Here is a 23645-nt window from a genome sequence, read left to right as displayed (position 1 = left end):
ACGATTACAAACTTTATTTTATTTACTCACCCTGAAACTTCCAGTTGAATTATCGAATGTAATAAGGTCTTTAGGAAAGAGAGTTTCAAATATACCTTCTGAAATTAAATTGCATGGTTGGTCACAAATAACGTCATTGTCCGTCATTACAATCATGGTGTCACAAAGTTGAATCGCTAGCTCAATTTCATGTGATGAAAATAATATCGTTTTTCCTGTTTCTTTTGTAAGCCTTTGCAATAACTTTAATATATAGGCCTTATGATACATATCCAAATGCGTAGTAGGTTCATCTAAGACTATAATATCTGTATCTTGGGCCAAGGCTCTGGCAATCATGACTTTTTGTAGTTGCCCATCACTTAGCTCAAAGCACTTTTTGTCTTTTAAACTTGAGATATTTACCAATTCTAAAGATCTATTAATGATCTCTATATCATTTTGAGATAAATTCCCAATCCAATTGGTATAGGGATGTCTTCCTAAGGCAACCAGTTCATAAACAGAAAGATTTTTAGAAGTCATCTGTTCAGTTAAAACAATACTCAATTGTTTAGCCAATTCTTGAACACTAGTTTGATTTAAATCCTTATTATTAATGTGTATTAAACCTGAGAGCGATGGTTGAACTTTTATTAAAGTTCTAAGCAATGTGGATTTTCCAATTCCATTTGCACCTACTAAACCTATAAGTTTCCCTTTTTCTAGTTCAATATTAATATTTGAAGCAACCACAAGATCTTCTCTCTTGGTTTTGTAACCAATTGAAAGGTTTTCTGTTTTTAGTATGATATTTATATTCTTTTTTGTCATTAAAACATCATTTTTCTTTGCCTTACTAACAGCCAGATAACAACAGGAGCACCAACTAAGGCTGTAATAGCATTTATTGGTAATACATAGTCGCTAGATGGTAGTTGAGCTATGCTATCACAAACTAGCATTACGATTGCTCCAAATAATAAAACTGCAGGTAAAAGTATCCGATGGTTTGAGGTTCTAAATATTTGTCTGGTTAAATGAGGTATTGCCAAACCAATAAAGGCAATTGGCCCTGCGAAAGCTGTAATGGTTCCTGCAATTAGACTTGTTGCTAATATTATTACTAGCCTGCTACGTTTTAAACTCAACCCTAAGCTCTTGGCATAGTTGTCGCCCAATAAGAGACTGTTCAAGTTTTTAATTGAAAAAACTGCTAAAAACAATCCTAAAATATAAAGCCCAAAAAACAATGATAATTCATTCCACGAGAGATTACTTAAACTGCCAAAACCCCAGAAAATGTATTGTTGTAATTGTTCGGCTGTGCTGAAATACGATAATACACTAACAACTGCTGCAGTAATGCTACCAAACATTAATCCAATGATGAGAATGGCCATCGTATCCCTTACCTTGCTCGAAACAGCCAATACAGCCAATAACACCAAAAAACTACCGAGACTTGCCGCAATTACAATGCTCCATTTTGAAATTAAGTAGGTCGCAAAAACACCACCGAATAATCCAGAACCTAAAATTATAATTGCAACACCTAAACTTGCTCCAGAACTAATACCTAGTACAAATGGACCTGCTAAAGGGTTCCTAAACAAGGTTTGCATTAATAAACCTGAAATGCCCAATCCTGATCCAACTAGTATTGCAGTAATGGCCTTTGGAAGTCTAAAATCCTTAATTATTATTTGCCAAGTTTCATTTTCTAATGAACCAAATAACCCTTCAATAACATTACCTAACGGAATGCTTATGGAACCTAGACTAATATTAACTAAAAAGCATAATAACAACACAATTAATAGTGTCAAAAATTGAATTCGGTATGTCTTATTATTGTTCAATTATTTAAGCTTTTTAAAAAAATATGGTGAGTAATCTTTTAGGAGTTCTGGGTGGCAAATTTTAATCAGATCTTTTAGGATTAAATCTGGTCTTGAAGTTCCAAGTTCGTAATACAACACACCTCCTGTTGAACCTGTAGTTCTTGAAAAAGTATAAATATTTTTTGATTTAAAGGCTTCAAAATTAGTATACAATTCACTTGCTTCTTTAAGTTGATCGAAACTGGTGTAATAAGAAGGACTTAACCATATTTCAGCATTCTTTGCTTTGGCCAGAACAGCTTCAAAACTTAATGACAAGCTCCCATTACCTGTTGTATCACTCCATAGGTAATCTACATTAGCATCCTTTAGAAATTCTGCTTCTGGACTTGAGCCATTCGGTAAATACCAAACATCTTTGTGCATAGCACCACTAACTACGGTTGGTCTATTTGATGCTTGTTTTGCTTGGCTTTTTGCCTCTAAATAATTCCTTTCTATAGATTGAAAAATTGAATCTGCTTCCTTTTCCTTATTAAACAAAACACCAAAAAACTTAATCCATTCAGCTTTGGCTAATGAAGAAGATTCAACCCAATCACCATTGTAAATAACTGGGATACCGGCTTTCTTTATTGTTTCAAAGGTTTTATTTACACCATCAACACCAAATCCTATAACAACATCTGGATTTAATTCTAGTAATACTTCTGTATTAATCCCTTCATTTTTTCCTAGTTCTCTAATATCTCCAGTCTCAATTCGTTTTCTTGTTTTTTCAGAGGATATATAGTCTGTACCAGGAAATCCAACCAAACCGTTTTCAACACCTAATAATTCTAAAGATGGAATATGAGTTGTAGAAGTAACCACCAAATTATTGATGGGCTTTATAATCCCATCAAAACTATTACCTATTTGGGGAGTCGTGCCATTATCCTTGAGTAGAGCGTATTTGTATGTTTTAGTAGCTTTTGGCCAAGGATTTTTAATTTCCAATACTATGTGAGTACCGTAGTCATTGGCAGAAAAACCTGTAGCATATTTTAGATTTAAATTATTACCATTATTATTCTGAGAAAGCTCTTTTGAAGTTTCACTTATACAAGAGACTAAACAAATAAGCATTATTAACAATACAATATGTATGGTATGTAACTTAAGTGGCATATAATAACTCGTGCAATTTTTAATTTTGATTTAAATATTACCCATTACAATGAGAGGTGATTCAAATTTAACACTATATATTGTTGCAGGTGTTATCATTCTGCATTTTTTAGTTGGATTTATATATCTCATATATAAATTGAATAATAAAAAGTAAGATTATAATCTGCTAAAGGATTATAAGTATTATTTTCGCATCGAAATCTGGTTCGACTTTTTATTAAAAGTTGATTAAAAGGGAATCTGGTGAAAATCCAGAACTGTTCCCGCAACTGTAAGCTATTACGCTTGTTATTTCTTCAATGTCACTGGAATTATTCTGGGAAGACTAATAACAAGACGCAAGTCAGGAGACCTGCCAATTTCAACAAATAAGTCAAACTTTCGGGATAAAAGTTTACGTATAGTTCGCTGTATGTTCTCGAGCAATTAAATTAAAATGAACAAAACTAAATGGTTTTGCATGCTAACTATTGGTATGCTAACTGCTGGATTTGCACAAACAAAAAAGGATTCAGTAAAAGTAGAAACGTTGGGCGAAGTAGTGCTGTCAGACACACGTTTTAAAATTAAACGTGAAAACTCTGGTAAAACAGTTGTTAAAATTACCAGAGATGAGATAGAACGTAACCAAGGTAAAACTGTTGCAGAATTAATTAATACCAAAAGTGGTATTGAAATTAATGGCAGTAGGAGTGTAGCCGGTCAAAATCTTGGTTATTTCATAAGGGGTGGTAACAATAGGCAAGTATTAGTTTTAATTGATGGTATTCAAGTCAATGATCCGTCATTGGTATCGAATGAATTCGATTTACGATTATTAGACCTAAACACCATTGACTCTATTGAAATCTTAAAAGGAGCGTCTAGTACATTATATGGTAATAGTGCTTCTACTGCGGTTATAAATATTACTACGAGAAAGGCAGCTGAGGAAGAATTTTCTGCGAGTATCTTAAGTGTTTTTGGAACCAATCAAACTCAAGATAATCTTAACTACAACGTATCAAGTTTCACTAATAATATATCATTAAATGGAACATTGCATAAATTTTCATATGTAGCTAGTTTTGGGAATCAGTATATGGATGGGTTATCGGCTGCAAAGTCTGATAATCCTGAAATAGATCCATTTTCTAGATACAATACTGGTATAAAATTAGGATATGAATTTTCAGATAAATTTAGTTTGTCTGCATTTACAAGTATCGATAAATTTAAAACGGATATTGATGGTTTCCCTCCACCAAATTTTACATTAGCTGATACGGATGATACATTTACTTCAGAACAATTTAGATTTGGATTAGCACCAAAATTTGAATATAAAAATGGAAGTTTTCAGGTTAATGCATCATTTACCAAAATTAATCGAGAAACCATTTCCGCATTTAGTACAGTCAATGATGCAGAAAGTATTATAGTTGATGCATTCAATAAATACGTAATTAATGATAAATTCTACACTATAATTGGAATAAACTATGGTGATTATAACAGCATCTTTGCCGAAGAAGAAAGTTTCTCAAATTCAGATCCTTATGCAAATGTGGTTTATGTTTCCGATTACGGCTTAAATCTAAATATTGGTGGAAGATTAAACAATCACAGCGAGTATGGTTCTCAGTTTGTTTACAATATCAATCCTTCTTATAATTTTGATTTAAACAAGGGGTATACTAAAGTATTTGGTTCTTATGCTACTTCATTTATTGCTCCTAATTTGTCCCAGTTATTTGGGTTTTTTGGCGCTAATCCAGATTTAGAACCAGAAGAAAATAAAACCATAGAAGGTGGTCTAGAATATAATTCTAAGGATGGTATAAGACTTAGTGGTGTTTATTTCAATAGAAATGAAAAGAGCACCATTATATTTACCTCTGAATATGAAAACTCCGAAGAAGACGCCACAGTTCAAGGTTTTGAGGTCGAGGCTGAGCTTGATTTAATTGAAAATCTTCAATTAACAGCAAATTATACCTTTACCGAGCTAATAGATGGAGAACGCATTAGATTGCCTAAACATAGAGCCAATGCTTATTTGGGATATGATTTTTCAAATGAAACTTATGCGTCAATTAATCTTCAATATGTTGGTGAACGAAGTGATTTAGATTTTTCTACATTTTCAAATACAGAATTGGATGCATATGCTCTATTCAATCTATACTTCAGTCATAAAATATTAGATGATAAAATGAAACTATTTATCACACTTGATAATATCTTAAATGAGGATTATTTTGAAATTCTTGGTTACACCACTCGAGGGCGAAATGTTAGTGTTGGGTTTAACCTAAACTTATAAAAAAAAGCCACTTGTTTAAAGTGGCTTTTTTTTAATCTATATACATTTCAAATTCTAATGGATGGAAGAATTTACTCATGTTAACTTCTTTGGGAGGAGTTGGATAATCATAATATTCTAATGCATTTCTTCCAGTTGATCCGGTGATTTGAAAAATAGCTTCTGCCAATAACGGCTCGTCAACGTTACCGAATCTACCAAGATTACCAGGAAACTCAGAAAGAAAAATATCTGGCACTAGCCCATCAGAAGGTACTAATTGATTATTTACATTTGATGAATTGGCAACTAACGGTTGCATTGCATAAGTATGATTTGGGTTAATATTTTGGGTAGAGAATAATACTGGTGTATCATAAACAGTGAGAGATGCCTGAGTCTTTCCTGCGGTATTTTCACCAATCACAATTACCTCTATGTAAGGTTTTAAACTATTAATTAATAATTCACTAGCAGAAGCCGTTCTTCTATTTGTGGTCAACACATATATTCTTGATAGATTCAAGCTGTTAATAGATCCACCACCTTCAATAGAAGTAGTGAAAAGATAATCTCTGTTACGACTAGTTAAGTTATCATTATACCTTAATTGCGAATATACTTCACCATTGAACTGCCCAGTAATCATGCTTCCTAAATAAGCAGCTGTTTCAACAGACCCACCACCATTATATCTCAAATCAATAACAAGTTCATCAATATTTGCATTTTGAAATGTTCCAAAAGCGTCGTTCAATTCGTCATCAAAACTACTTAAGAAACTATTATATACTAAATATCCTATTGAGGTATTGTCTATTTCCAATACGTCTGTATAATGAATTGGGTTTTCAGAAAAACCTTGCTTAGTCAGTGTAATGCTCTCTCCATTTGATGTAACTGAATCATCTTCCGCCTCTGGAGTGCCATTATCATTGTATTCTGCAAAATTAAGAGTGTAAGTTGTTTGACCTAATAGACTACTTAAATTGCTTGTGTTTAAATCTTCACCATCAATGGCTCTAAATATCATTCCTCTTTCTAAACCTTCGTTATCCGCAACACTATTATTTAACACTAATGTTATAGCACCAAAAACTTCGAATTCACTTCCAGGCACAAAGTATAGGTTAAATTCAAGACCATTAGTTATTGAATTGCCTTGTAATAAATTTTGAAGATCAAAATAATTTGAAAACAATCGGCTAAATCTATCTATATCTTCAGGCAAGTATATTAATGACTCAAATAAATCTTCTGGAGATTCAAATCCATTAAGGTATTCTGCATACTCTTCGTCAGAAGAAAATCTATCATTCGCTAGGTCAGGTATCTCAGATTTGTATAAGTAAGCGGCATTCATGCCTTTCCAAATAAAATCGGTAATCTCTGAGGCATTAATAGCATTGTCGTCAAGGTCTTCAAAACAACTGGTAGCAAAAAACAGCACCAGACAACCTATTGTTAGGGTCAGTATCTTTTTCATCATTTCCTTTTTAAAGTAGCAATATTTTACTTCTGTCTGTAAAACTCTAAATTTACTTACATTATTGTGAAAAAAAAAACTTTGTAACAAAATGTAATGTCTATCGTCGTAATGTTGAAGAAGGATAAAAACCAACTTTACCACCAATCAAATTAGTAATGAAACAAGCAGATTTTGTAAGCTTAGTAATGCCTTTTAAGGATAAAGTGTTTCGTTTAGCAAAACGATTACTGGTTTCTAGAGAAGAAGCAGAAGATGCCACACAAGAGATTTTACTTAAGCTGTGGAGAAATAAGGAAAAGATTGGTGAGTATAAAAATGTTGAGGCTTTTTCAATGACAATGACCAAGAATTTTTGCCTAGATAGGTTAAAGTCTAAACAAGCCCAAAATTTAAAAATTGTTCACAGTAATTATACGGATAGCAATTCGTCATTACAGAAACAAGTAGAGGCAAAGGATAGTATCGACTGGGTTTCTAAAATAATGGAAGAATTACCAGAACAACAAAAAATAATAGTGCAACTAAGAGATATAGAACAATACGATTTTGCAGAAATTTCTAAAATGTTGGATATGAACGAAACTGCAATTAGAGTAGCGTTATCTAGAGCACGTAAAACGATAAGAGAAAAGTTAACTAATACACATAGTTATGGTATTAAATAATATAGATAAACTTATAGAGAAGTATAATAATGCTGAAACATCGCTTAAGGAGGAAGCTCAATTAAGAGCATATTTTAAAAGCGATAATGTAGCGCCTCACTTAGAGCACTATAAGCCATTATTTCAATATTTCTCTATGGCACAAGAAGAGCAGTACACAAAAGACGTTCCATTAAAACCTAAGAACAGAACAGTATTTTATCAGTGGATTTCTGTCGCAGCGGTCGCAATTCTAATGCTAGGCATCTTCATACCAAATTGGTTTGGAGGACCAAAGACTCTTGCAGATTACTCGCAAGAAGAACAAGAAATGTATTTGGAAGCTAAAGAAGCTTTAGCAATGCTTTCGAATAATTTCAATCAAGGGACTACAAGTATAAATACATTGAACTTGGCTTCCGAAAACTTTAATGTTGGTTTAGAAAAAGCTAACCACATTACAGAATTTAGTGAAACAACAAACAAATTATTAAAGAATTAAAAACAAGAAATCATGAAAAAATTAGTTTTAATCATCGCAGTAGTGTTTACATCTATGACTGCATTTAGTCAGAGTGTATTCGATAAGTTTGAGGATAATGAAGAAGTAGCTTCTGTTATTTTGAATCAGAAAATGTTTAAAATGTTAGCTACCATGGGAGTGGACATAGATGATCCAGAAATGAAAGAATATGCAGAAATGGCAAGTAGCATTACAGGATTTAAAGTTTTCACAACTGGAGATGAAAAAGTATCTGCAGATATGAAAGCAACTGTAAATAGATACCTTAAGTCATCTGACCTTGAAGAATTAATGAGAATTAAAGATGGTGACCAAACTGTTAAGTTCTATGTAAAAGAAGGTAAGGACGATAACCATGTTAAGGAATTGCTGATGTATATCACAGGTCTTAAAGAAATGACTAAAGACTCTAATATTGAAATTAATGGTCAGAAGCGTGAATTTGAAACCGTAGTTATGACATTAACAGGAGATATAGATTTAAGACAAGTGTCAAAAATCACTAATCAAATGGATATTCCAGGTGGTGAGCAGCTTAAGAAAGCTGGGAAGAAAAATTAATGAAACATGATAAAATCAATCAAAAAATTAATGGTAATGTTGCTTTTGGTTACAGCTTATACAAGTTGTAACCAAGGGCCTACATTACAGACTTATTATGTAGATAATGAGTTGCAACCTGGATTTTCTTCTTTTGATGTTCCAACTAGTGTGGTCAATGTAGAAAAAGTTGAAATGACAGACGAGCAACGCGAAGCATATAATTCTGTTGACAAACTCAACGTACTAACCTTTGTGTTAAATGACACTAATGCAGATGACTATAAAGTTGAATTAGACAAGGTTAATACTATTTTAAAGAATCCAAAATACGAGGAATTGATGCGAGGGTCTACAGCAGAGGGTAGGTTTGTAGTTAAATTTCTTGGGGAGTCTGAAACTAGTATTGATGAATTAATACTGTTTGGAAGTGCAAGTGACAAGGGGTTTGCAATAGCACGAATTTTGGGTGATGACATGAATGCCGGAAAAATAATTCAATTAGGAGAAGTTCTTCAGAATGCCAATATAGAAGATTCTCAACTAAATGGCCTAACGGAATTTTTTAAATAAACTGACAATTATTTAAAATGTTAATGAGAATCGTCTTGAAGTTTATCTTCAAGGCGATTTTTTCTGTTTTTAACCGCAAAGAAAATTGCAACAGCAACCAGACCAATAAAACCGCAAATCAATAGAAATTTGATAATCAAATAGTCTAAAACTTCAAAAAGTCCAGCTATAAAAAAACCAAGTGTCACTATTATTACAAATAGTAAGGCAATTGTATTTTTATTTATTGGAAACCACTTCATATACCAGTATAGTTACTTGGTGATATAGCTTTTAATTCGGTTTTAATTGAGTCGTTAACTTCTAAAGAATCAATAAAACTCGATATCGATTGCTCTGTAATTGCTTCATTAGTTCTTGTAAGACCCTTTAATGCTTCATATGGATTTGGATAGTTTTCGCGTCTCAATATAGTTTGTATTGCTTCAGCTACTACAGCCCAATTGTTTTCTAAATCTTGTTCAAATTTGGAGGCATTGAGTAATAACTTACCTAATCCTTTTAATGTAGATTTAAATCCAATTATAGTATGTCCAAAAGGCACGCCTACATTACGTAAAACTGTGCTGTCTGTTAGATCACGTTGTAATCTTGAAACCGGTAGTTTGGCAGATAAGTGCTCAAAGATTGCATTTGCAATTCCTAAGTTTCCTTCACTATTTTCAAAATCAATAGGGTTAACTTTATGTGGCATCGCCGAGCTACCAACTTCACCCTTCTTTATTTTTTGCTTAAAATAGTCCATGGAAACATATGTCCATATATCTCGATCTAAGTCAATAATTATTGTGTTAATTCTTTTTAAGGCATCAAAAAGGGCGGCCATATGATCGTAATGCTCTATTTGAGTTGTAGGGAATGAGTGTTGGAGTCCCAATTTCTCTTGTACAAATTTTGTTCCGAAAGCCTTCCAATCTATATCTGGATATGCAACGTTATGAGCATTAAAGTTACCTGTAGCTCCACCAAACTTAGCTGCACTTGGTACGTCGTTAAGTAAATTGAATTGCTCCTTTAACCTCACCGTAAAAACCATTATTTCTTTACCTAATCTAGTGGGTGATGCAGGTTGACCATGAGTTCTAGCAAGCATTGGTACATTGCTCCATTCATTTGCTAACCCCTCAATCTTTTCTAAAAGTGTAAAATATTCAGGAACGTAAACATCATTCATAGCATCTTTGATGCTTAATGGAATTGCAGTGTTGTTAATATCTTGAGATGTTAACCCAAAATGAATAAACTCCTTGAATTCTGATAAACCAAGCTTATTAAATTTCTCTTTTATAAAATATTCAACAGCCTTAACATCGTGGTTTGTAACCTTTTCAATTTCTTTTATTTCAGAAGCATCGACTGGAGTGAAATTTTGATAAATAGCCCGAAGATCTTCAAAACTAGAAGGTGAGATTGATTTTAACTGAGGTAATGGAATTTCGCAAAGCGCAATGAAATACTCAATCTCAACCAAGACTCTATATTTTATAAGGGCCTCTTCAGAAAAGTATTTTCCTAAGGCATCAACTTTAGATCTGTATCTGCCGTCTATTGGTGAAATTGCATTGAGCGTTGTAATTGCCATTTGTTATAAATTTTGAAGCATCAAATATAACGAAGATAGTTAAGAGTATTTTATAGATTATTGGTTTTTTGTGTATTAATTCTTCCTAAAATGTGTCTGGCTCTGGCTTTATATCCAGCACTTTGATTTGCATATTCTCTACCCAATATTTCACTCAGTTCAGGATAAATCCAATCATATTCGATACCTAAATAATATAATGAATTCATACTGTATGCTTTTACAGCAATTTTTTCATCCCTTATCATCCAATCAAAACTAACTTCTATGATGTCTTCTTTATTCTTTTTACTTAAAGATTTTTTAATTACTGGATTTTCCTTTTTGTAATAAAGCTCAATTATAATTTCAATAATTTTTGCGCAGGGTCTAATGGCTGAGTCTAATTTAAGTTTTGGCAGATTTTCTAGAAAAAAGTCCAAGTGCGGTAAAATGAGATTAATATTTTGTTTACATGCAAATTCTAACACCCAAGCAGCACGTGTAGAAATTTTGTCATCTATCATAAACAGAATATCTAGTAAGGGTTTTATTAACTCAGAATTATTGAGGATTAAATTGGCATATTTTGTTCTACATACTCGCGTTGCATTTACATAATTTAATTCATCATAAAGTTGGTCTTTTGTCAAAACGTTTATTATTTTTAATCCTTCTAAATTAATTAAAAATCATGATAAAATCACTTCTTAAAAAAATAGGCTGGGTAGCTCTAATTGTATTAATTATAGCTCAATTTTTTGGACCAGATAAAAATGATGGAGATATTGCAAGTATTGAACCTTTCTTGGCAGATACTAATCCGCCAGAGGATGTGAATTTAATTTTGAAAAACGCATGTTTTGATTGCCACAGTGACCATACTCGTTATCCTTGGTACAATAATATTACTCCAGTAAATTATTGGCTTGCGGATCATGTAAGACATGGTAAGGGTGATTTTAATGTATCTAAATGGACCGAGTATTCAGACAAAAAGAAGGATCACAAACTTGAGGAACTGGCAGAAGAAGTTGAAGAAAAGCACATGCCTTTGCCAAGTTATACCTGGACTCATTCCGATGCTGATTTAACTCAAGAGCAAATCGATGCGGTTGTGGCATGGGTGAAAACGGCTAGAATAAAATATGCCTTTTTAAAAGAAGCAGAGTGATTAAAAAGCTTCTGATTATCGGTTTTGTGTGGCCTGAGCCTAAGAGCTCTGCAGCAGGAAGCCGAATGTGTCAACTGATTTCATTTTTTCAAAAGCAAGACTATAAAATCACGTTCTGTTGTACAGCAAATAAAACAGACAAATCATTTGATTTGGAACAAATTGGGGTGTGTACAGATTCAATTTTATTAAATGATGCATCCTTTGATGATTTTATAAAAAAGTTGAACCCAGATATCGTTTTATTTGACCGGTTTATGACCGAAGAACAATTTGGTTGGCGCGTATCAGAGCAATGCCCTAATGCTCTTAAAATATTAGATACTGAGGATTTACATGGTCTAAGAAAAGGCAGGGAAATTGCATTAAAAGCAAAGGAAGAATTTAGCACACAACATCTTTATAATGATGTAACAAAACGTGAGATTGCAAGTATATATAGATGTGATTTAACCTTGATAATTTCTAAGTTTGAGATGGATCTTTTAGTTAATGACTTTAAACTACCTCAAGAAATACTTCAATATTTACCATTTCTAATTGAGGATGCAAACAAGGAAAGAGATGATTTGCCCAACTTTGATTCACGACAAAATTTCATAATAATTGGTAATTTTTTACATGCACCTAATTATGATAGTATTATCTATTTAAAGAATTCCATTTGGCCATTAATAAAAAAGGAGTTACCAAATGCTCAATTACATGTTTATGGAGCTTATGAGTCTCAAAAGGTTTCACAATTATCAAATAGCCAAGAAGGATTTATAATCAAGGGTTTTGCAGACGATGTAAACGTTGTTATGCAGAATAGTAGAGTATGTTTGGTTCCATTGAGATTTGGGGCAGGATTAAAGGGAAAGGTTATTGATGCATTTATTAATGGAACACCTTGTGTTTTGTCTTCTATTGCCTCTGAAGGTATAATTGAGAATTCACATTTAATTCAAGATGATCCTGAGTTATTTGCAAAGAAAGCAATTGAACTCTATAAAGATTCGAATGAATGGAATGAAGCTAAAGATATTGGATTTAAAATATTGAATAAAAATTTCTCAAAACCTGTTTTTGAAGAAAAATTTAGTGCGAAACTTTCCGTATTATGCCATTCATTATTTAATCATCGCGAACACAATTTTATAGGTCAAATGCTGATGCATCAAACTATGCAAAGCACTAAGTATATGAGTAAGTGGATTGAAGAAAAAAACAGAAAATAAATATTTATGTCTTTTTATTAAGTGTACTGAGCTGTTTACCAAATATCGCAGCAATTCCACTTGCAATACCACCCACTAATCCTGTAATAGTAAGTAATAAATAGATATTTCCTTGTAGATCTAGTAGTTCTGCAATTCGCTTACCTAAAATAAAGTCATTGTTAGACCCTAAAATGAAACTATAGATTACCCAAAACACAAATATTGCCAAAAACGGAACAAAGAAAACAGCAACACGTTTGAGTGGAATTAATAGTGCCGTTAAAATAGATGCCACCATCACAGAATACCAATCCATAAATAATGAAAGAATATAGGCAATGATAATTGTTGCAATAAAATTTAAGATATTCTTATTCATTTGAAATTGGTTTTAGGATTTGACTGCCAATAATTTTGTCAGTTGCTTTGTTAGATTGAAGAAAATTAAGCTCATGATATGAACCTTCGGCCCATTCATCAATGAAATTATCGTAATACTTACTTCCTGGATTTCCTGACTGCCCACCAGGATATATTCCTAAGGCAGTGGGAGGTGAGGTCATCTCAACAATCATTCGCCAAGATGGACCGTGATTTTCTGATGTAGCATTAACTATATTGCGATCTCCTCCTATAGGTATATCAAATACTGAAAATGCCGGTAATGCTTGTAAAAGGTGACCTGCGTAAGTGGCTTTGTAATTATACCAATTATAGTCTCCGTTCTCATTTTTCCAATTGTTTAACGATGTAACTGCCTCACTAAAACTTAATTGAAATAAATCCTTTGAGGTCTCTTTTTCTGGCGTATCAACGATATCCATAAACTCGTTATCGCCATTATTTTTTAACATATGAATGGTTTGGTATGCAAAAGGAGACTTCATGACACTATCTTCCATATCAAATTCGTCCCATGTTAGATTATAAACGGCTTTCCACCATTCGCGCCATATACTTGGTCCAACTTCATTTATATCATTGTTAAATTGCCATGATTTAGCCTGATTGTATACTTCTTTTTCAGCCTCATTTAATTTACTTGTGTCTAGGTTATCAAGCATATGTGGCATTAACTCAGCAGCTTTAAGATTGTAATTGTTATTATGTAAGGCCTTGAAATCTTCAACGCTAATTTTTTCCTTTGAATTAAAATAATTGTTGATCACTCTATTTCTGTATGTTTCATAGCGATCATTAAAAACAAAATATGGATAATTTTCATCTACCGGATGTTGGTTAGCAGAACTAACAAACCCCCGTTCAGGATTCTTTGAGTGGGCATTATATTTTTGAGGAATAAAGCCTTGCCAATCATTTTCAGAAACACTTCCATCCATTACAAATTTGCCTTGACCTTCCCACTTATTAGGTAGTTTACCTTGAATCCAAAGCGCAATATCACCTTCTACAGAAGCAAATACAAAATTCTGAGCAGGTGCATTCCAGTATTGCAATGCTTCGGTATATTGGTCATAATTTTTAGCTTTATTTAAATCTATAAATGTGCGTTGGTTATTACCTCCCATATGTCCAACCCATTTCATGGCGTAGCCTGCTAATTCCATGTCAGATTTGAAGTTTTTGTAATATACTACAGGACCATGATGTGTATATAATACAGTGTCTTTGTAACTTTCTTTACCTTTAATTTTTATGTGTTCAACTCTAATTCTTACATCTTTCCATTCACCATCAAATTTATACTTACTACGGTCTTCATTAAATTCTATTTTGTACCAGTCTATAACATCTCTTGTTGCATTGGTTTCACCCCAAGCTATGTGCTCATTAAATCCTGAAATTATACCTAACGCACCAGGTATTGTAGCTCCAAAGGCTTTATGATTTGGTGTGCTAAGTTGCATTACAAACCATATGGAAGGTAGATTAAGGCCTAAATGAGGATCGTTAGCCAATATAGTATTCCCAGTGGCAGATTTTTCCTTAGAGATAGCCCAATTATTACTGCCATTATCTGGATTTGGTTGATCTATAACTTCACGGATTGTATCTAATGCAATTTGCTGGTTTGCAGGAAATGGAGTTTGAGGTACATCTATAAAACTCCAATCTGTTTCTTTTGGTATTACAGGATCAGTGATGTCAAAAAAATCAGGAAACAGCATATCAAACCGTTCTTTTCCAAAAAGCCTTAAGGCATTGGTATATTGCATATCAGAGTCTGCACCAGCCAGCATTTTTGTCATATACATTAGGAGTAATGCAGTTTTATCAACACTCCAAGGTTCTGGTTTGTAGTCTAATAATTTATATTCAACAGGATAACTTTCAGGAGTTAATTGATCTATATAGGCGTTTACACCATTAGCATAAGCTTGTACCAATTTAAAAGTTTCAGGATTCTCTTTCATTACCTTTACCGCTTGATCGGCGCCATAACCCATTCCTCGTCTTCGCTCCTGTCGGTCATAATTTAGAGCCTTTTCACCAAGTATTTCCGACAGTCTTCCTGCAGCAGCATAAGTCTGAAAATCCATTTGCCATAGTCGGTGTTTTGCTGTAAGATAGCCTTGGGTTAAATATAAATCTTCCTCGTTTTGAGCGAAGGCATGTGGAATTATTTGTTTGTCGTAATGTACAGTTACTTCGTCCTTTAATCCTTTTATCAAAACTTCACCAGATAAGGATTCATCAGTCTCATTTTGCCAAACTCCCGAGTATGGATTTAGAAATTTCCCTATAGGTGGAATTGAGCCAAACTTTGTGTTTAGGGCATAAAAAATTCCTATGGTAAGTGCCAAGGAAATCAGAATTTTGAGGTATTTCATTAGTTATTGTTTATGAAGTATCTAAAGTACCAAATATTATTTATTCTATGGAAATTGAATCTATGAGAAGTCTAAATTCTTCTTGTTTTTTATTAGAAATTAAAAAGGCTATCTCTTGTATCTGGTCACCTTTAAAGTTTGGAATATCTAATCTATATCCTCTAAAAGATGCGTACATTTTATTATATGGAATCTCTACTGTTTGCCATTCTCCATTGGTCTTAAACTCAGAAATGTAAGAATAGCGATTGTATGTGTTGTCTTTCACTCTGAATTGGTAGTTTTTCCCATCACCCTTAATTCTCAATACAAACTTTGAATAGTTATGGCTATCAATTTTTTTGAAATTGTATCTAACTGAAGAAAATCCACCATTATTTTCTAAAGAAACCTTTCCAAAAAATTCTCCATGACCGCCATTGTTAATCCTAAATTTTCCATCAGATCTTCCACCCATTACTACGTCATCAACAATATTCCAATTTGTTAAACTACTGTTTTCATTAAAATCGAAAATGGTCATATTTTGTGTAAAAATTGAAATTATTAATATGTATAAATACCTCATTTCAGTGCTTTTTGTAAAGATACAATCGCAGTATCAATTCGGATTTTACTTTTTGAAAATTTTATAAATTGGTTTTAAAAACCAAAACAACTTTCTGAAGAAGTGAATTGACCTGAAGTATGTTACCCTATAGAGTTTTCCTTGATACTCTGAAACTGCTATCGACTCTGTTCTTTTATCAGGTCTTAATTGAATTAGTCCGAATCCGCCCCACATTTCTCGGTACAAACCATCATGATTGAATGCACCTGTTACATAGTCTAGCTCAACTTTATGTACATAATCATTGTTACTGTAGTCATAGGCTTTCATTCCTTTTCTGCACGCTGGGTTAAAACTATCATGGAGAATTATTGTGATAGGTTTTTTAGGTACAATTTTTAAAATATTGGTAATATCTTCTAAAACACCTTTTGTGCTATGGTCGCCATCTATCAAAACAAATTCTATATTTTCATTTGAATCGTTGATTTTATTAATTAATTGTGGAATCATTACTTTAGAATCTCCTAAAAGGTATTCTACATTTTTGAGCCTATTACATTGCTCATCCCTATATTCTGGAGTAATATCTATCGCATAGACTTTTTCTGAAAATTCACTCAAAACCTGCAAGCTACCACCATTGTATGTCCCTATTTCTATGGCAACTTCTGGTCGTATATTTTGTAGCAGTTGAATTAATGTAGCTTTTTCAGCCCTAGTCATGGACCATGGAATAGGGAAGTTGCTAGAAATCATATCTTCCATGGGACTATCTCAAGACTAATTTTTTTACTATTTCTTTACCAAGAGATTCGTTGAGCATATTCACGATTTTTTCATTGCCATAGCTTAATTCTTCTCGCAAAACACTTGAACTCAGTTGAACATATAATGTATCATGTTTTAGCTCTATGGCCGTGGTATAATTATTCACACCATTACCCATAAGATTAGCCCATGCCTCACGAACGTTAACCTTATCTAATCCAGATTGAAGGTTATTGCTTTGCACAAATTCCTTAAGGATGTCTTGAATGGGTTGATTATCGTTTTTTCGCTTGGACATTATTTGGTTTTAATATAATGGTCTAGTTATTCGATCTCTATATTAATTGGTTGATAACGCTTATATAAATATACAACGTTATTCTCATTGCGTACTTTTAATTGATTCTCATCTGCATCTAATACAGTTTCTTTCCAATTGGAATATAATGTTGAGTAATATAGATTCAATTCATTGTCCTCAATTTTAGCTGTAATGGCTTCAGCGTCATCAGAAGTAAAATAAGTATCATTTATTCCTGGTTTCATTTTTTTTCTAAACCCTTTAAGACTGTCATTGAGTTGAATATAGTCAATAGTTTCATTGATTGAATATTCTCGTTTTTTGCCGTCAGAAAAAACAACCTCTTTTATTTCCCAATAACCATTTAAGTGTTCAATATATCCTTCTGGATTATTTGAACAAGACATTACCACCATGAAAAAAATCAGAACAAACTTTTTCATAATTTAAAAAGTTTATAAGATTGATGTATCTGCTTTACAATATTTTCGGTACGGTCAGCATGTGTATCACTTATAAATATTTGTCCGAAATGATCATCGTCAACCAAACTTATTATTTGAGACACTCTATTTTCATCTAGTTTATCAAAAATATCATCAAGAAGAAGAATAGGAGATACACCACTTTGTTGTTTAATAAAATCGAATTGAGCTAACTTAAGAGCAATTAAAAAAGACTTTTGTTGCCCTTGGCTACCAAACTTTTTAATTGGAAATCCGTCAATTAAAAAAACCAAATCATCTTTGTGAATACCAACGCTTGTATATTGAAGTGCTTTATCCTTGTTAAGATTTTGGTCTAAAAGCTGATTCAGATCATTTTGAAATAAATCACTTTTGTATTCTAAGTTGATAGATTCTTTACTTAAGCTTATAGCATTATACCGTTGAAGAAAAATGGGAATAAAAATCTTTAAAAACTCCTCACGCTTTTTGAAAATTTCGTTACCATAACCTGTCATTTGCTCATTGTATACGGCCAGAGTATCGGCATTAAATGTATTGTTAAGAGCAAAGTACTTTAAAAGTGCATTACGCTGCGACAACACCTTATTATAAGAAATTAAGGTGGTTAAATAGCTCTTGTCGCTTTGGGAAATAACACTGTCTATAAATTTTCTTCGTGTATCACTACCTTCTATAATTAAATTACGATCGGCTGGTGAAATAATTACTAGTGGAATAAAACCAATATGTTCACTGAACTTCTCATAAGCTTTGCCGTTTCTTTTTATAACTTTCTTTTGACCTCTTTTAAGGGAAACAACTATTTTTTCTTTACGCTCATTTTTAGTGAATGATCCGTCGATTACGAAGAATTCTTCACCATGTCTAATATTTTGAAGCGCTACAGGATTAAAATAACTTTTACCAAAAGCCAAATGATAAATGGCATCTAATGCATTTGTTTTACCAATTCCATTTGCACCCACAAAACAGTTGATTTTAGAATCAAAATCAAAAACCTGACTTTCAAAATTTTTATAATTAACTAAGGATAGTGTGTTTAGATTCATATAAAACGAATGCTTCGCTTATTTTTGTTGTCCTAGCTGATGGTTTTTCGAGTAAAAATTTATTCAAAAATAACAAATAAATAGGCTTTTAAATCCCAATAAAAATTTTATTTTTGCGCACGCATAAATTGACAAAATATGGCAACGTACAAGAAAAGAGGCTATAAACCAAAAACCAAAAAAGAGAAGGTGGAAATTGTTGAGGAAAACTCAACAACAGCTGAGGTATTTAAGTCTTTGGACGAAGGAGCTTCTAAAACCGAGCAATGGGTTGTAAAAAATCAAAACTATATTTTTGGTGTAATAGGAGCAATCGCTTTGGTGGTATTAGGGTACCTAGGATACAATAAGTTTGTAGCTGAGCCTCAACAAAAAGAGGCAATGAATGAAATGTACCAAGCTAAAAAATATTTTGAAGAAGCTGTAAATGGAGTAGAGTCTGATTCATTGTACAACATGGCCTTAAATGGTGGTGAAGGAAAGTATGGTATGTTAGATATAGTAAACGAATATGGTGGAACTCCTGCTGCAAATCTAGCAAACTATTATGCTGGTATGGCTTATCTTAATTTAAAAGATTATCAAAATGCCATTACTTATCTAAGTGATTTTTCCAGCGATGATAAAATGCTAAATCCAATCTCAAAAGGAGGTATTGGTGATGCATTTGTTCAATTAGAACAATTAGAGGAAGGTTTAGAATATTACGAAAAGGCAATAAACGCAAGTACTAACGATTTCACAACACCACTATATTTATTAAAGGCTGCTAGAGTAGCTATTGACCTTGGAGATAATGCTAAAGCATTAGATTTTTTAAATCGAATCAAAAAAGAATTCTCTTCATCAACCGAAGTAACTCAGGCTGATGTATTAATTGGTAAAGTACAAGCAAGCTTATAGAATATGGCCACTGCAAATCAGAATTTATCAGATTATGATAAAGCCACAATCCCAAACGCGAAAGATTTTCGGTTTGGGATTGTTGTTTCTGAATGGAACACTAAGATAACGGAAGGTCTTTGGCAAGGTGCTTTCGATGCTTTAATAGATTGTGGCGCACAAAAGGAAAACATTGTCCGTTGGAATGTTCCAGGAACATTTGAGCTAACCTATGGTGCTGCCAGAATGTCCAAGAGTATTTACGCAGATTCTGGAATGCTAGACGCAATAATCGTCATTGGGTGCGTAATACAAGGTGAAACTAAGCATTTTGATTTTGTCTGCGAAGGTATTACGCAAGGCATTAAAGATCTTAATCTAAAAGGTGATATTCCTGTAATCTTTTGCGTTCTTACGGATAACAACATACAACAATCAATAGAACGTTCTGGTGGTAAGCACGGTAATAAAGGTACGGAAGCAGCTATAACAGCCATAAAAATGGCTGAACTAAGAAAGACTACAAATTAGTGTTGATTTCATTTAAAAAACTTTTTATTTAAATTTTCTTTAGACAATTGGGTTTGTAAGTTGGCAGGCTTTTTGTTGATAATTTTAAGGAATCATTAAGCAATATGTCTTAGTATTTTAAGTACTTTTGAGATATAACAGGTTAAGTAAAACCCCTTTTGTATAAGCAAAGAAAAAATAAACGATTTAGCTATAAACCGCGCTTTAATGATTCTTCTGAAGAAAAATCAAAAGATAGTTTTGAGGCTAAGTGGAATGATGCAAGAAGAGAAACTAAGCGCAGAGGGAGTTTTTTAACATCATTGCCAGCCTTAATTTTAATGCTAGTTGCAATTGTTGTATTAATGTATATTCTTGATGGATATATGAAATAAGAGAGATTATGGGACCAATAAAATTTACGCTAATTAAAAGACTTCCTCGTAATAAGAGGTTTAATTATACGCCAAGATATTATAAGGGTAAGGAAGATGCGGATCATGCAAAATACACAACTAAGTTTGATGCTTACGCAGATACCTATAATAAGAATGACTTTTCTGGTCAATGGCACGAAAGCAGAATAAGAAACAGAACTAGAAATAATTCTGGATTCAATAGTACTATACTAATCTTAATTGCCATTTTTATTTTAATCTTCTTGTTTATTATAGATTTTGATTTATCCATATTCTCTTTAGGCAGCTAATGGCAGATATCATTCAACTATTACCAGACCATGTTGCGAATCAAATTGCGGCAGGTGAAGTGGTGCAACGACCAGCTTCCGTGGTTAAAGAGCTATTAGAAAATTCTATTGATGCTAATGCAACTGACATCAAACTTATTATAAAAGATGCAGGTAAGACCCTAGTGCAAGTTATCGATGACGGTAAGGGAATGAGTGTAACAGATGCACGACTAAGTTTTGAGCGTCATGCTACTTCAAAAATTAGAAATGCAGAGGATTTATTCCAACTAAACACTAAGGGATTTAGAGGGGAGGCATTGGCAAGTATTGCTGCAATTGCACATGTAGAGTTAAAGACAAAAAAAGAAGAAGAAGAACTTGGTACTGCAATTGAAATTGAAGGTAGCAAAGTTGTATCTCAAGAAGTTTCTGTTACACCATCAGGGACTTCAGTGGCAGTTAAAAATCTATTTTTTAATATACCAGCAAGACGAAATTTTTTAAAGTCTGATACCGTAGAGCTAAGACATATTACAGATGAGTTTCACCGTGTTGCATTGGCTCATCCTAATATTAGTTTTACGTTCTATCACAATGGAGGCGAGTTATTTAATTTACCTCAAGAAAACTATAGACAACGCATTGTTCATGTTTTTGGATCTAAAACCAATGAGCGTTTAGTACCAGTTGAAGAGTCTACTGAAGTACTGAAAATTAAGGGTTTTGTTGGTAAGCCAGAATTTTCGAAAAAGACCAAGTCAGAACAGTTTTTCTTCGTTAATAATAGATTTATTAAAAGTCCTTATTTAAATCATGCTGTGAAAGCAGCATTTGAAGGTTTAATAAAAGACGGTTATCATCCGAGTTATTTCTTAAATCTAACGGTTGACCCTAAAACAATAGATATCAATATTCATCCGACAAAGACTGAAATTAAGTTTGATGACGAGCATACTTTATATGCAATTTTGAGATCTTCAATAAAACATAGTCTGGGTCAATTTAATATTGCTCCAGTTTTAGATTTTGAGCATCAAGAACAATTGAATACGCCCTATAATTACAAGGACAAGGTGGTAAAAGTACCTCAGGTTCAGGTAGATAGAGGTTTTAATCCATTTAAAGATGAAAACTTTAAAAAAGGTTCTTCATTTACAGATTCTTTTACCAGAAAGTCTACAGAATCTTGGGAAGGATTATATGTTGGTTTAGAATCTGATAGTAATACTTTAAAACAACCATTTGGAGAGACTGCATTTGAAAGTGATGCTCAAACTAAATCTATTTTTGAAAATGATCAATCGGTAGAAGCACGGAATACGACCTTTCAGTTGCAACACAAATATATTGTTAGCACCATTAAATCGGGTATGTTAATAATAGACCAAAATAGAGCGCATCAACGCATTTTGTATGAAGGCTTTTTAAAACATATTACAATTAAAGAAGCCACAAGTCAGCAACTATTATTTCCGATTGAATTGAATTTTACATCAAATGAGCGGAATATTATAAGTCAATTAAAAAACGATTTAGAGTTTACAGGATTCGATTTTAAAGATATAAATGAGGAAGGAATTATAATATCTGGTATTCCAGTTGGTGTACCTGAAAGTGAGGTTTCAATTATTTTAGAGCAACTCATTAGCGATATAGAAAACGAAGTACCAGATGCTAATTTTAGCCCAACGGATTTATTGGCTAAATCAATGGCAAAAAGCTTAGCTATTAAAAATGGTCAAACTCTAGGTAATACTGAGCAAGAACATTTAGTAAATAGTCTTTTTGCATGTAAGGAACCAAATTTATCACCAACCAATAGGCCAACATTTATAACATGGAGTGTTGATGATATTGAAAAAAAATTCAAGTAAAGAAGTATGAGACAATCAATGACAGAAGGAGTAAAGCACTTGTTGATTATTAATGTTATCATGTATGCAGGTATGATGCTAATGGGTAATAATGGTGAGCTATTTATGCAGTGGTTTGCCTTGTACTTTCCGAAAAATGAATTATTTCAGCCTTGGCAAGTATTAACTCACATGTTTATGCATAGCAATGCGACTTTTGCACACATCTTATTTAATATGTTTGCATTATGGATGTTCGGGACAGCAGTAGAACAAATATTTGGCATGCGCAAATTTTTAATTTTCTACTTATTATCAGGATTTGGTGCAGCAACAATTCAAATTGCATTTTTATATTTCCAATTTAACACTGGTTTATCAACATTATTAGGTGCTGGCTTTGGAGAGACTGAGATTTTAAGTACGCTTGCAAATGGAGAGTATAATACGCGATGGGTTCCAATTTTGGGAAAAGATTTAAGTAGTTTCGTAGGTTCTTATATTGCACCTATGGTCGGTGCATCAGGAGCAATTATGGGTGTATTAGTGGCCTTTGGTATGTTGTTTCCGGAATCGAAGTTGATGCTTATTTTCTTGCCTATACCCATTAAGGCAAAATATTTTATTCCTGCTATAATAGGTTTGGATTTGTTTTCTGCATTAACAGGTAGCTCAATTTTTAGTCCGAGTAATACGGCATATATGGCTCATGTTGGTGGTGCATTAACAGGATTTTTACTCATGTATTTTTGGAAGAAAAATGAGACTGATAAATACCGTTGGAATTAGT

The 23645-nt window shown here is 32.9% G+C and carries 27 protein-coding genes and 1 riboswitch; of the genes, 13 read left to right on the top strand and 14 right to left on the bottom strand.

The window, feature by feature from the left end; translation table 11 throughout:
- Positions 1-18 precede the first annotated feature (18 nt).
- Genes LBV24_RS09285 through LBV24_RS09275 form a run of 3 tightly spaced genes read right to left on the bottom strand, consistent with a single transcriptional unit; the run spans position 19 to position 2993 of the window.
- A complete protein-coding gene (locus LBV24_RS09285; protein WP_224478372.1) occupies positions 19-813 on the bottom strand; it encodes an ABC transporter ATP-binding protein in 795 nt (264 codons plus the stop codon).
- Positions 813-1841: a FecCD family ABC transporter permease gene (locus LBV24_RS09280; protein ID WP_224478371.1), complete on the bottom strand. Its 1029-nt coding sequence runs from the start codon at positions 1839-1841 to the stop codon at positions 813-815. Before LBV24_RS09280 ends, LBV24_RS09285 begins: the two co-directional genes overlap by 1 nt.
- Complete coding sequence (locus LBV24_RS09275) at positions 1842-2993, bottom strand: ABC transporter substrate-binding protein (protein ID WP_224478370.1); 1152 nt, start codon at positions 2991-2993, stop codon at positions 1842-1844.
- Positions 2994-3180: 187 nt separating this feature from the next.
- Positions 3181-3370, top strand: a riboswitch (cobalamin riboswitch).
- A 62-nt stretch (positions 3371-3432) separates the two neighbouring features.
- On the opposite strand from LBV24_RS09275, the gene LBV24_RS09270 reads away from it, so the two are divergent.
- Positions 3433-5301, top strand: a complete 1869-nt coding sequence (locus LBV24_RS09270; protein ID WP_224478369.1) for a TonB-dependent receptor plug domain-containing protein — start codon at positions 3433-3435, stop codon at positions 5299-5301.
- A gap of 31 nt (positions 5302-5332) precedes the next feature.
- Here LBV24_RS09270 and LBV24_RS09265 read toward each other — a convergent pair whose 3' ends face one another.
- Entirely contained in the window at positions 5333-6766 is a 1434-nt protein-coding gene (locus LBV24_RS09265) for a S41 family peptidase (RefSeq protein ID WP_224478368.1), read from the bottom strand.
- Positions 6767-6924: 158 nt separating this feature from the next.
- Between LBV24_RS09265 and LBV24_RS09260 the strand changes: the two genes are divergently transcribed.
- The 4 genes from LBV24_RS09260 to LBV24_RS09245 are packed head-to-tail and all read left to right on the top strand — an operon-like array spanning position 6925 to position 9049.
- On the top strand, positions 6925-7434 hold the full coding sequence (locus LBV24_RS09260) for an RNA polymerase sigma factor (RefSeq protein WP_224478367.1): 510 nt from the start codon (positions 6925-6927) through the stop codon (positions 7432-7434).
- Positions 7421-7915, top strand: a complete 495-nt coding sequence (locus LBV24_RS09255; protein ID WP_224478366.1) for a hypothetical protein — start codon at positions 7421-7423, stop codon at positions 7913-7915. The genes LBV24_RS09260 and LBV24_RS09255 overlap by 14 nt, the downstream gene beginning before the upstream one ends.
- Before the next feature lie 12 nt (positions 7916-7927).
- Positions 7928-8497 (top strand): DUF4252 domain-containing protein, encoded by a 570-nt coding sequence (locus LBV24_RS09250; RefSeq protein ID WP_224478365.1) that lies wholly within the window; start codon positions 7928-7930, stop codon positions 8495-8497.
- A gap of 6 nt (positions 8498-8503) precedes the next feature.
- Positions 8504-9049, top strand: coding sequence for a DUF4252 domain-containing protein (locus LBV24_RS09245; RefSeq protein WP_224478364.1), 546 nt, complete (start codon positions 8504-8506; stop codon positions 9047-9049).
- Positions 9050-9069: 20 nt separating this feature from the next.
- Here the strand turns inward: LBV24_RS09245 and LBV24_RS09240 are convergent, their stop codons facing one another.
- Genes LBV24_RS09240 through LBV24_RS09230 form a run of 3 tightly spaced genes read right to left on the bottom strand, consistent with a single transcriptional unit; the run spans position 9070 to position 11263 of the window.
- Positions 9070-9291: a hypothetical protein gene (locus LBV24_RS09240; protein ID WP_224478363.1), complete on the bottom strand. Its 222-nt coding sequence runs from the start codon at positions 9289-9291 to the stop codon at positions 9070-9072.
- Entirely contained in the window at positions 9288-10631 is a 1344-nt protein-coding gene (gene purB, locus LBV24_RS09235) for an adenylosuccinate lyase (RefSeq protein ID WP_224478362.1), read from the bottom strand. Before purB ends, LBV24_RS09240 begins: the two co-directional genes overlap by 4 nt.
- A gap of 50 nt (positions 10632-10681) precedes the next feature.
- Positions 10682-11263, bottom strand: coding sequence for an adenylosuccinate lyase (locus LBV24_RS09230; protein WP_224478361.1), 582 nt, complete (start codon positions 11261-11263; stop codon positions 10682-10684).
- Between the two features lie 41 nt (positions 11264-11304).
- Between LBV24_RS09230 and LBV24_RS09225 the strand changes: the two genes are divergently transcribed.
- Both LBV24_RS09225 and LBV24_RS09220 read left to right on the top strand, forming a co-directional pair.
- Complete coding sequence (locus LBV24_RS09225) at positions 11305-11784, top strand: heme-binding domain-containing protein (protein ID WP_224478360.1); 480 nt, start codon at positions 11305-11307, stop codon at positions 11782-11784.
- Positions 11781-13004, top strand: a complete 1224-nt coding sequence (locus LBV24_RS09220) for a glycosyltransferase (protein WP_224478359.1) — start codon at positions 11781-11783, stop codon at positions 13002-13004. Before LBV24_RS09225 ends, LBV24_RS09220 begins: the two co-directional genes overlap by 4 nt.
- 4 nt (positions 13005-13008) lie before the next feature.
- Here LBV24_RS09220 and LBV24_RS09215 read toward each other — a convergent pair whose 3' ends face one another.
- The 7 genes from LBV24_RS09215 to recF are packed head-to-tail and all read right to left on the bottom strand — an operon-like array spanning position 13009 to position 18919.
- A complete protein-coding gene (locus LBV24_RS09215) occupies positions 13009-13365 on the bottom strand; it encodes a hypothetical protein (protein WP_224478358.1) in 357 nt (118 codons plus the stop codon).
- Positions 13358-15778 (bottom strand): penicillin acylase family protein, encoded by a 2421-nt coding sequence (locus LBV24_RS09210; protein WP_224478357.1) that lies wholly within the window; start codon positions 15776-15778, stop codon positions 13358-13360. Before LBV24_RS09210 ends, LBV24_RS09215 begins: the two co-directional genes overlap by 8 nt.
- Positions 15779-15818: 40 nt before the next feature.
- Positions 15819-16346, bottom strand: coding sequence for a CIA30 family protein (locus tag LBV24_RS09205; protein WP_224478356.1), 528 nt, complete (start codon positions 16344-16346; stop codon positions 15819-15821).
- A gap of 45 nt (positions 16347-16391) precedes the next feature.
- Complete coding sequence (locus tag LBV24_RS09200; protein ID WP_224478355.1) at positions 16392-17096, bottom strand: class I SAM-dependent methyltransferase; 705 nt, start codon at positions 17094-17096, stop codon at positions 16392-16394.
- A 4-nt stretch (positions 17097-17100) separates the two neighbouring features.
- Positions 17101-17397: a DUF721 domain-containing protein gene (locus tag LBV24_RS09195; RefSeq protein WP_224478354.1), complete on the bottom strand. Its 297-nt coding sequence runs from the start codon at positions 17395-17397 to the stop codon at positions 17101-17103.
- 26 nt (positions 17398-17423) lie between these two features.
- The gene (locus tag LBV24_RS09190; RefSeq protein ID WP_224478353.1) at positions 17424-17843 is read right to left on the bottom strand and encodes a lipocalin family protein; all 420 of its coding nucleotides are present in this window, start codon (positions 17841-17843) and stop codon (positions 17424-17426) included.
- Entirely contained in the window at positions 17840-18919 is a 1080-nt protein-coding gene (recF, locus tag LBV24_RS09185) for a DNA replication/repair protein RecF (RefSeq protein WP_224478352.1), read from the bottom strand. Before recF ends, LBV24_RS09190 begins: the two co-directional genes overlap by 4 nt.
- Before the next feature lie 138 nt (positions 18920-19057).
- Here recF and LBV24_RS09180 point away from each other — a divergent pair, with 138 nt between their 5' ends.
- The 6 genes from LBV24_RS09180 to LBV24_RS09155 all read left to right on the top strand — a co-directional run bounded on the left by LBV24_RS09180 (position 19058) and on the right by LBV24_RS09155 (position 23644).
- Positions 19058-19822 (top strand): tetratricopeptide repeat protein, encoded by a 765-nt coding sequence (locus tag LBV24_RS09180; protein WP_224478351.1) that lies wholly within the window; start codon positions 19058-19060, stop codon positions 19820-19822.
- A gap of 3 nt (positions 19823-19825) precedes the next feature.
- Complete coding sequence (gene ribH / locus LBV24_RS09175; protein ID WP_224478350.1) at positions 19826-20332, top strand: 6,7-dimethyl-8-ribityllumazine synthase; 507 nt, start codon at positions 19826-19828, stop codon at positions 20330-20332.
- 158 nt (positions 20333-20490) lie between these two features.
- Complete coding sequence (locus LBV24_RS09170; RefSeq protein WP_224478349.1) at positions 20491-20706, top strand: hypothetical protein; 216 nt, start codon at positions 20491-20493, stop codon at positions 20704-20706.
- A gap of 8 nt (positions 20707-20714) precedes the next feature.
- On the top strand, positions 20715-21020 hold the full coding sequence (locus LBV24_RS09165) for a hypothetical protein (protein ID WP_224478348.1): 306 nt from the start codon (positions 20715-20717) through the stop codon (positions 21018-21020).
- A complete protein-coding gene (mutL, locus tag LBV24_RS09160) occupies positions 21020-22876 on the top strand; it encodes a DNA mismatch repair endonuclease MutL (RefSeq protein ID WP_224478347.1) in 1857 nt (618 codons plus the stop codon). The genes LBV24_RS09165 and mutL overlap by 1 nt, the downstream gene beginning before the upstream one ends.
- Positions 22877-22882: 6 nt before the next feature.
- The gene (locus tag LBV24_RS09155) at positions 22883-23644 is read left to right on the top strand and encodes a rhomboid family intramembrane serine protease (protein ID WP_224478346.1); all 762 of its coding nucleotides are present in this window, start codon (positions 22883-22885) and stop codon (positions 23642-23644) included.
- Position 23645 lies beyond the last annotated feature (1 nt).

It is taken from the genome of Winogradskyella vincentii (assembly GCF_020166345.1).
Classification (GTDB): domain Bacteria; phylum Bacteroidota; class Bacteroidia; order Flavobacteriales; family Flavobacteriaceae; genus Winogradskyella; species Winogradskyella vincentii.
The sequence above is the reverse complement of the archived record's forward strand: the minus strand, read 5'-3'. Positions and strand labels throughout refer to the sequence as shown.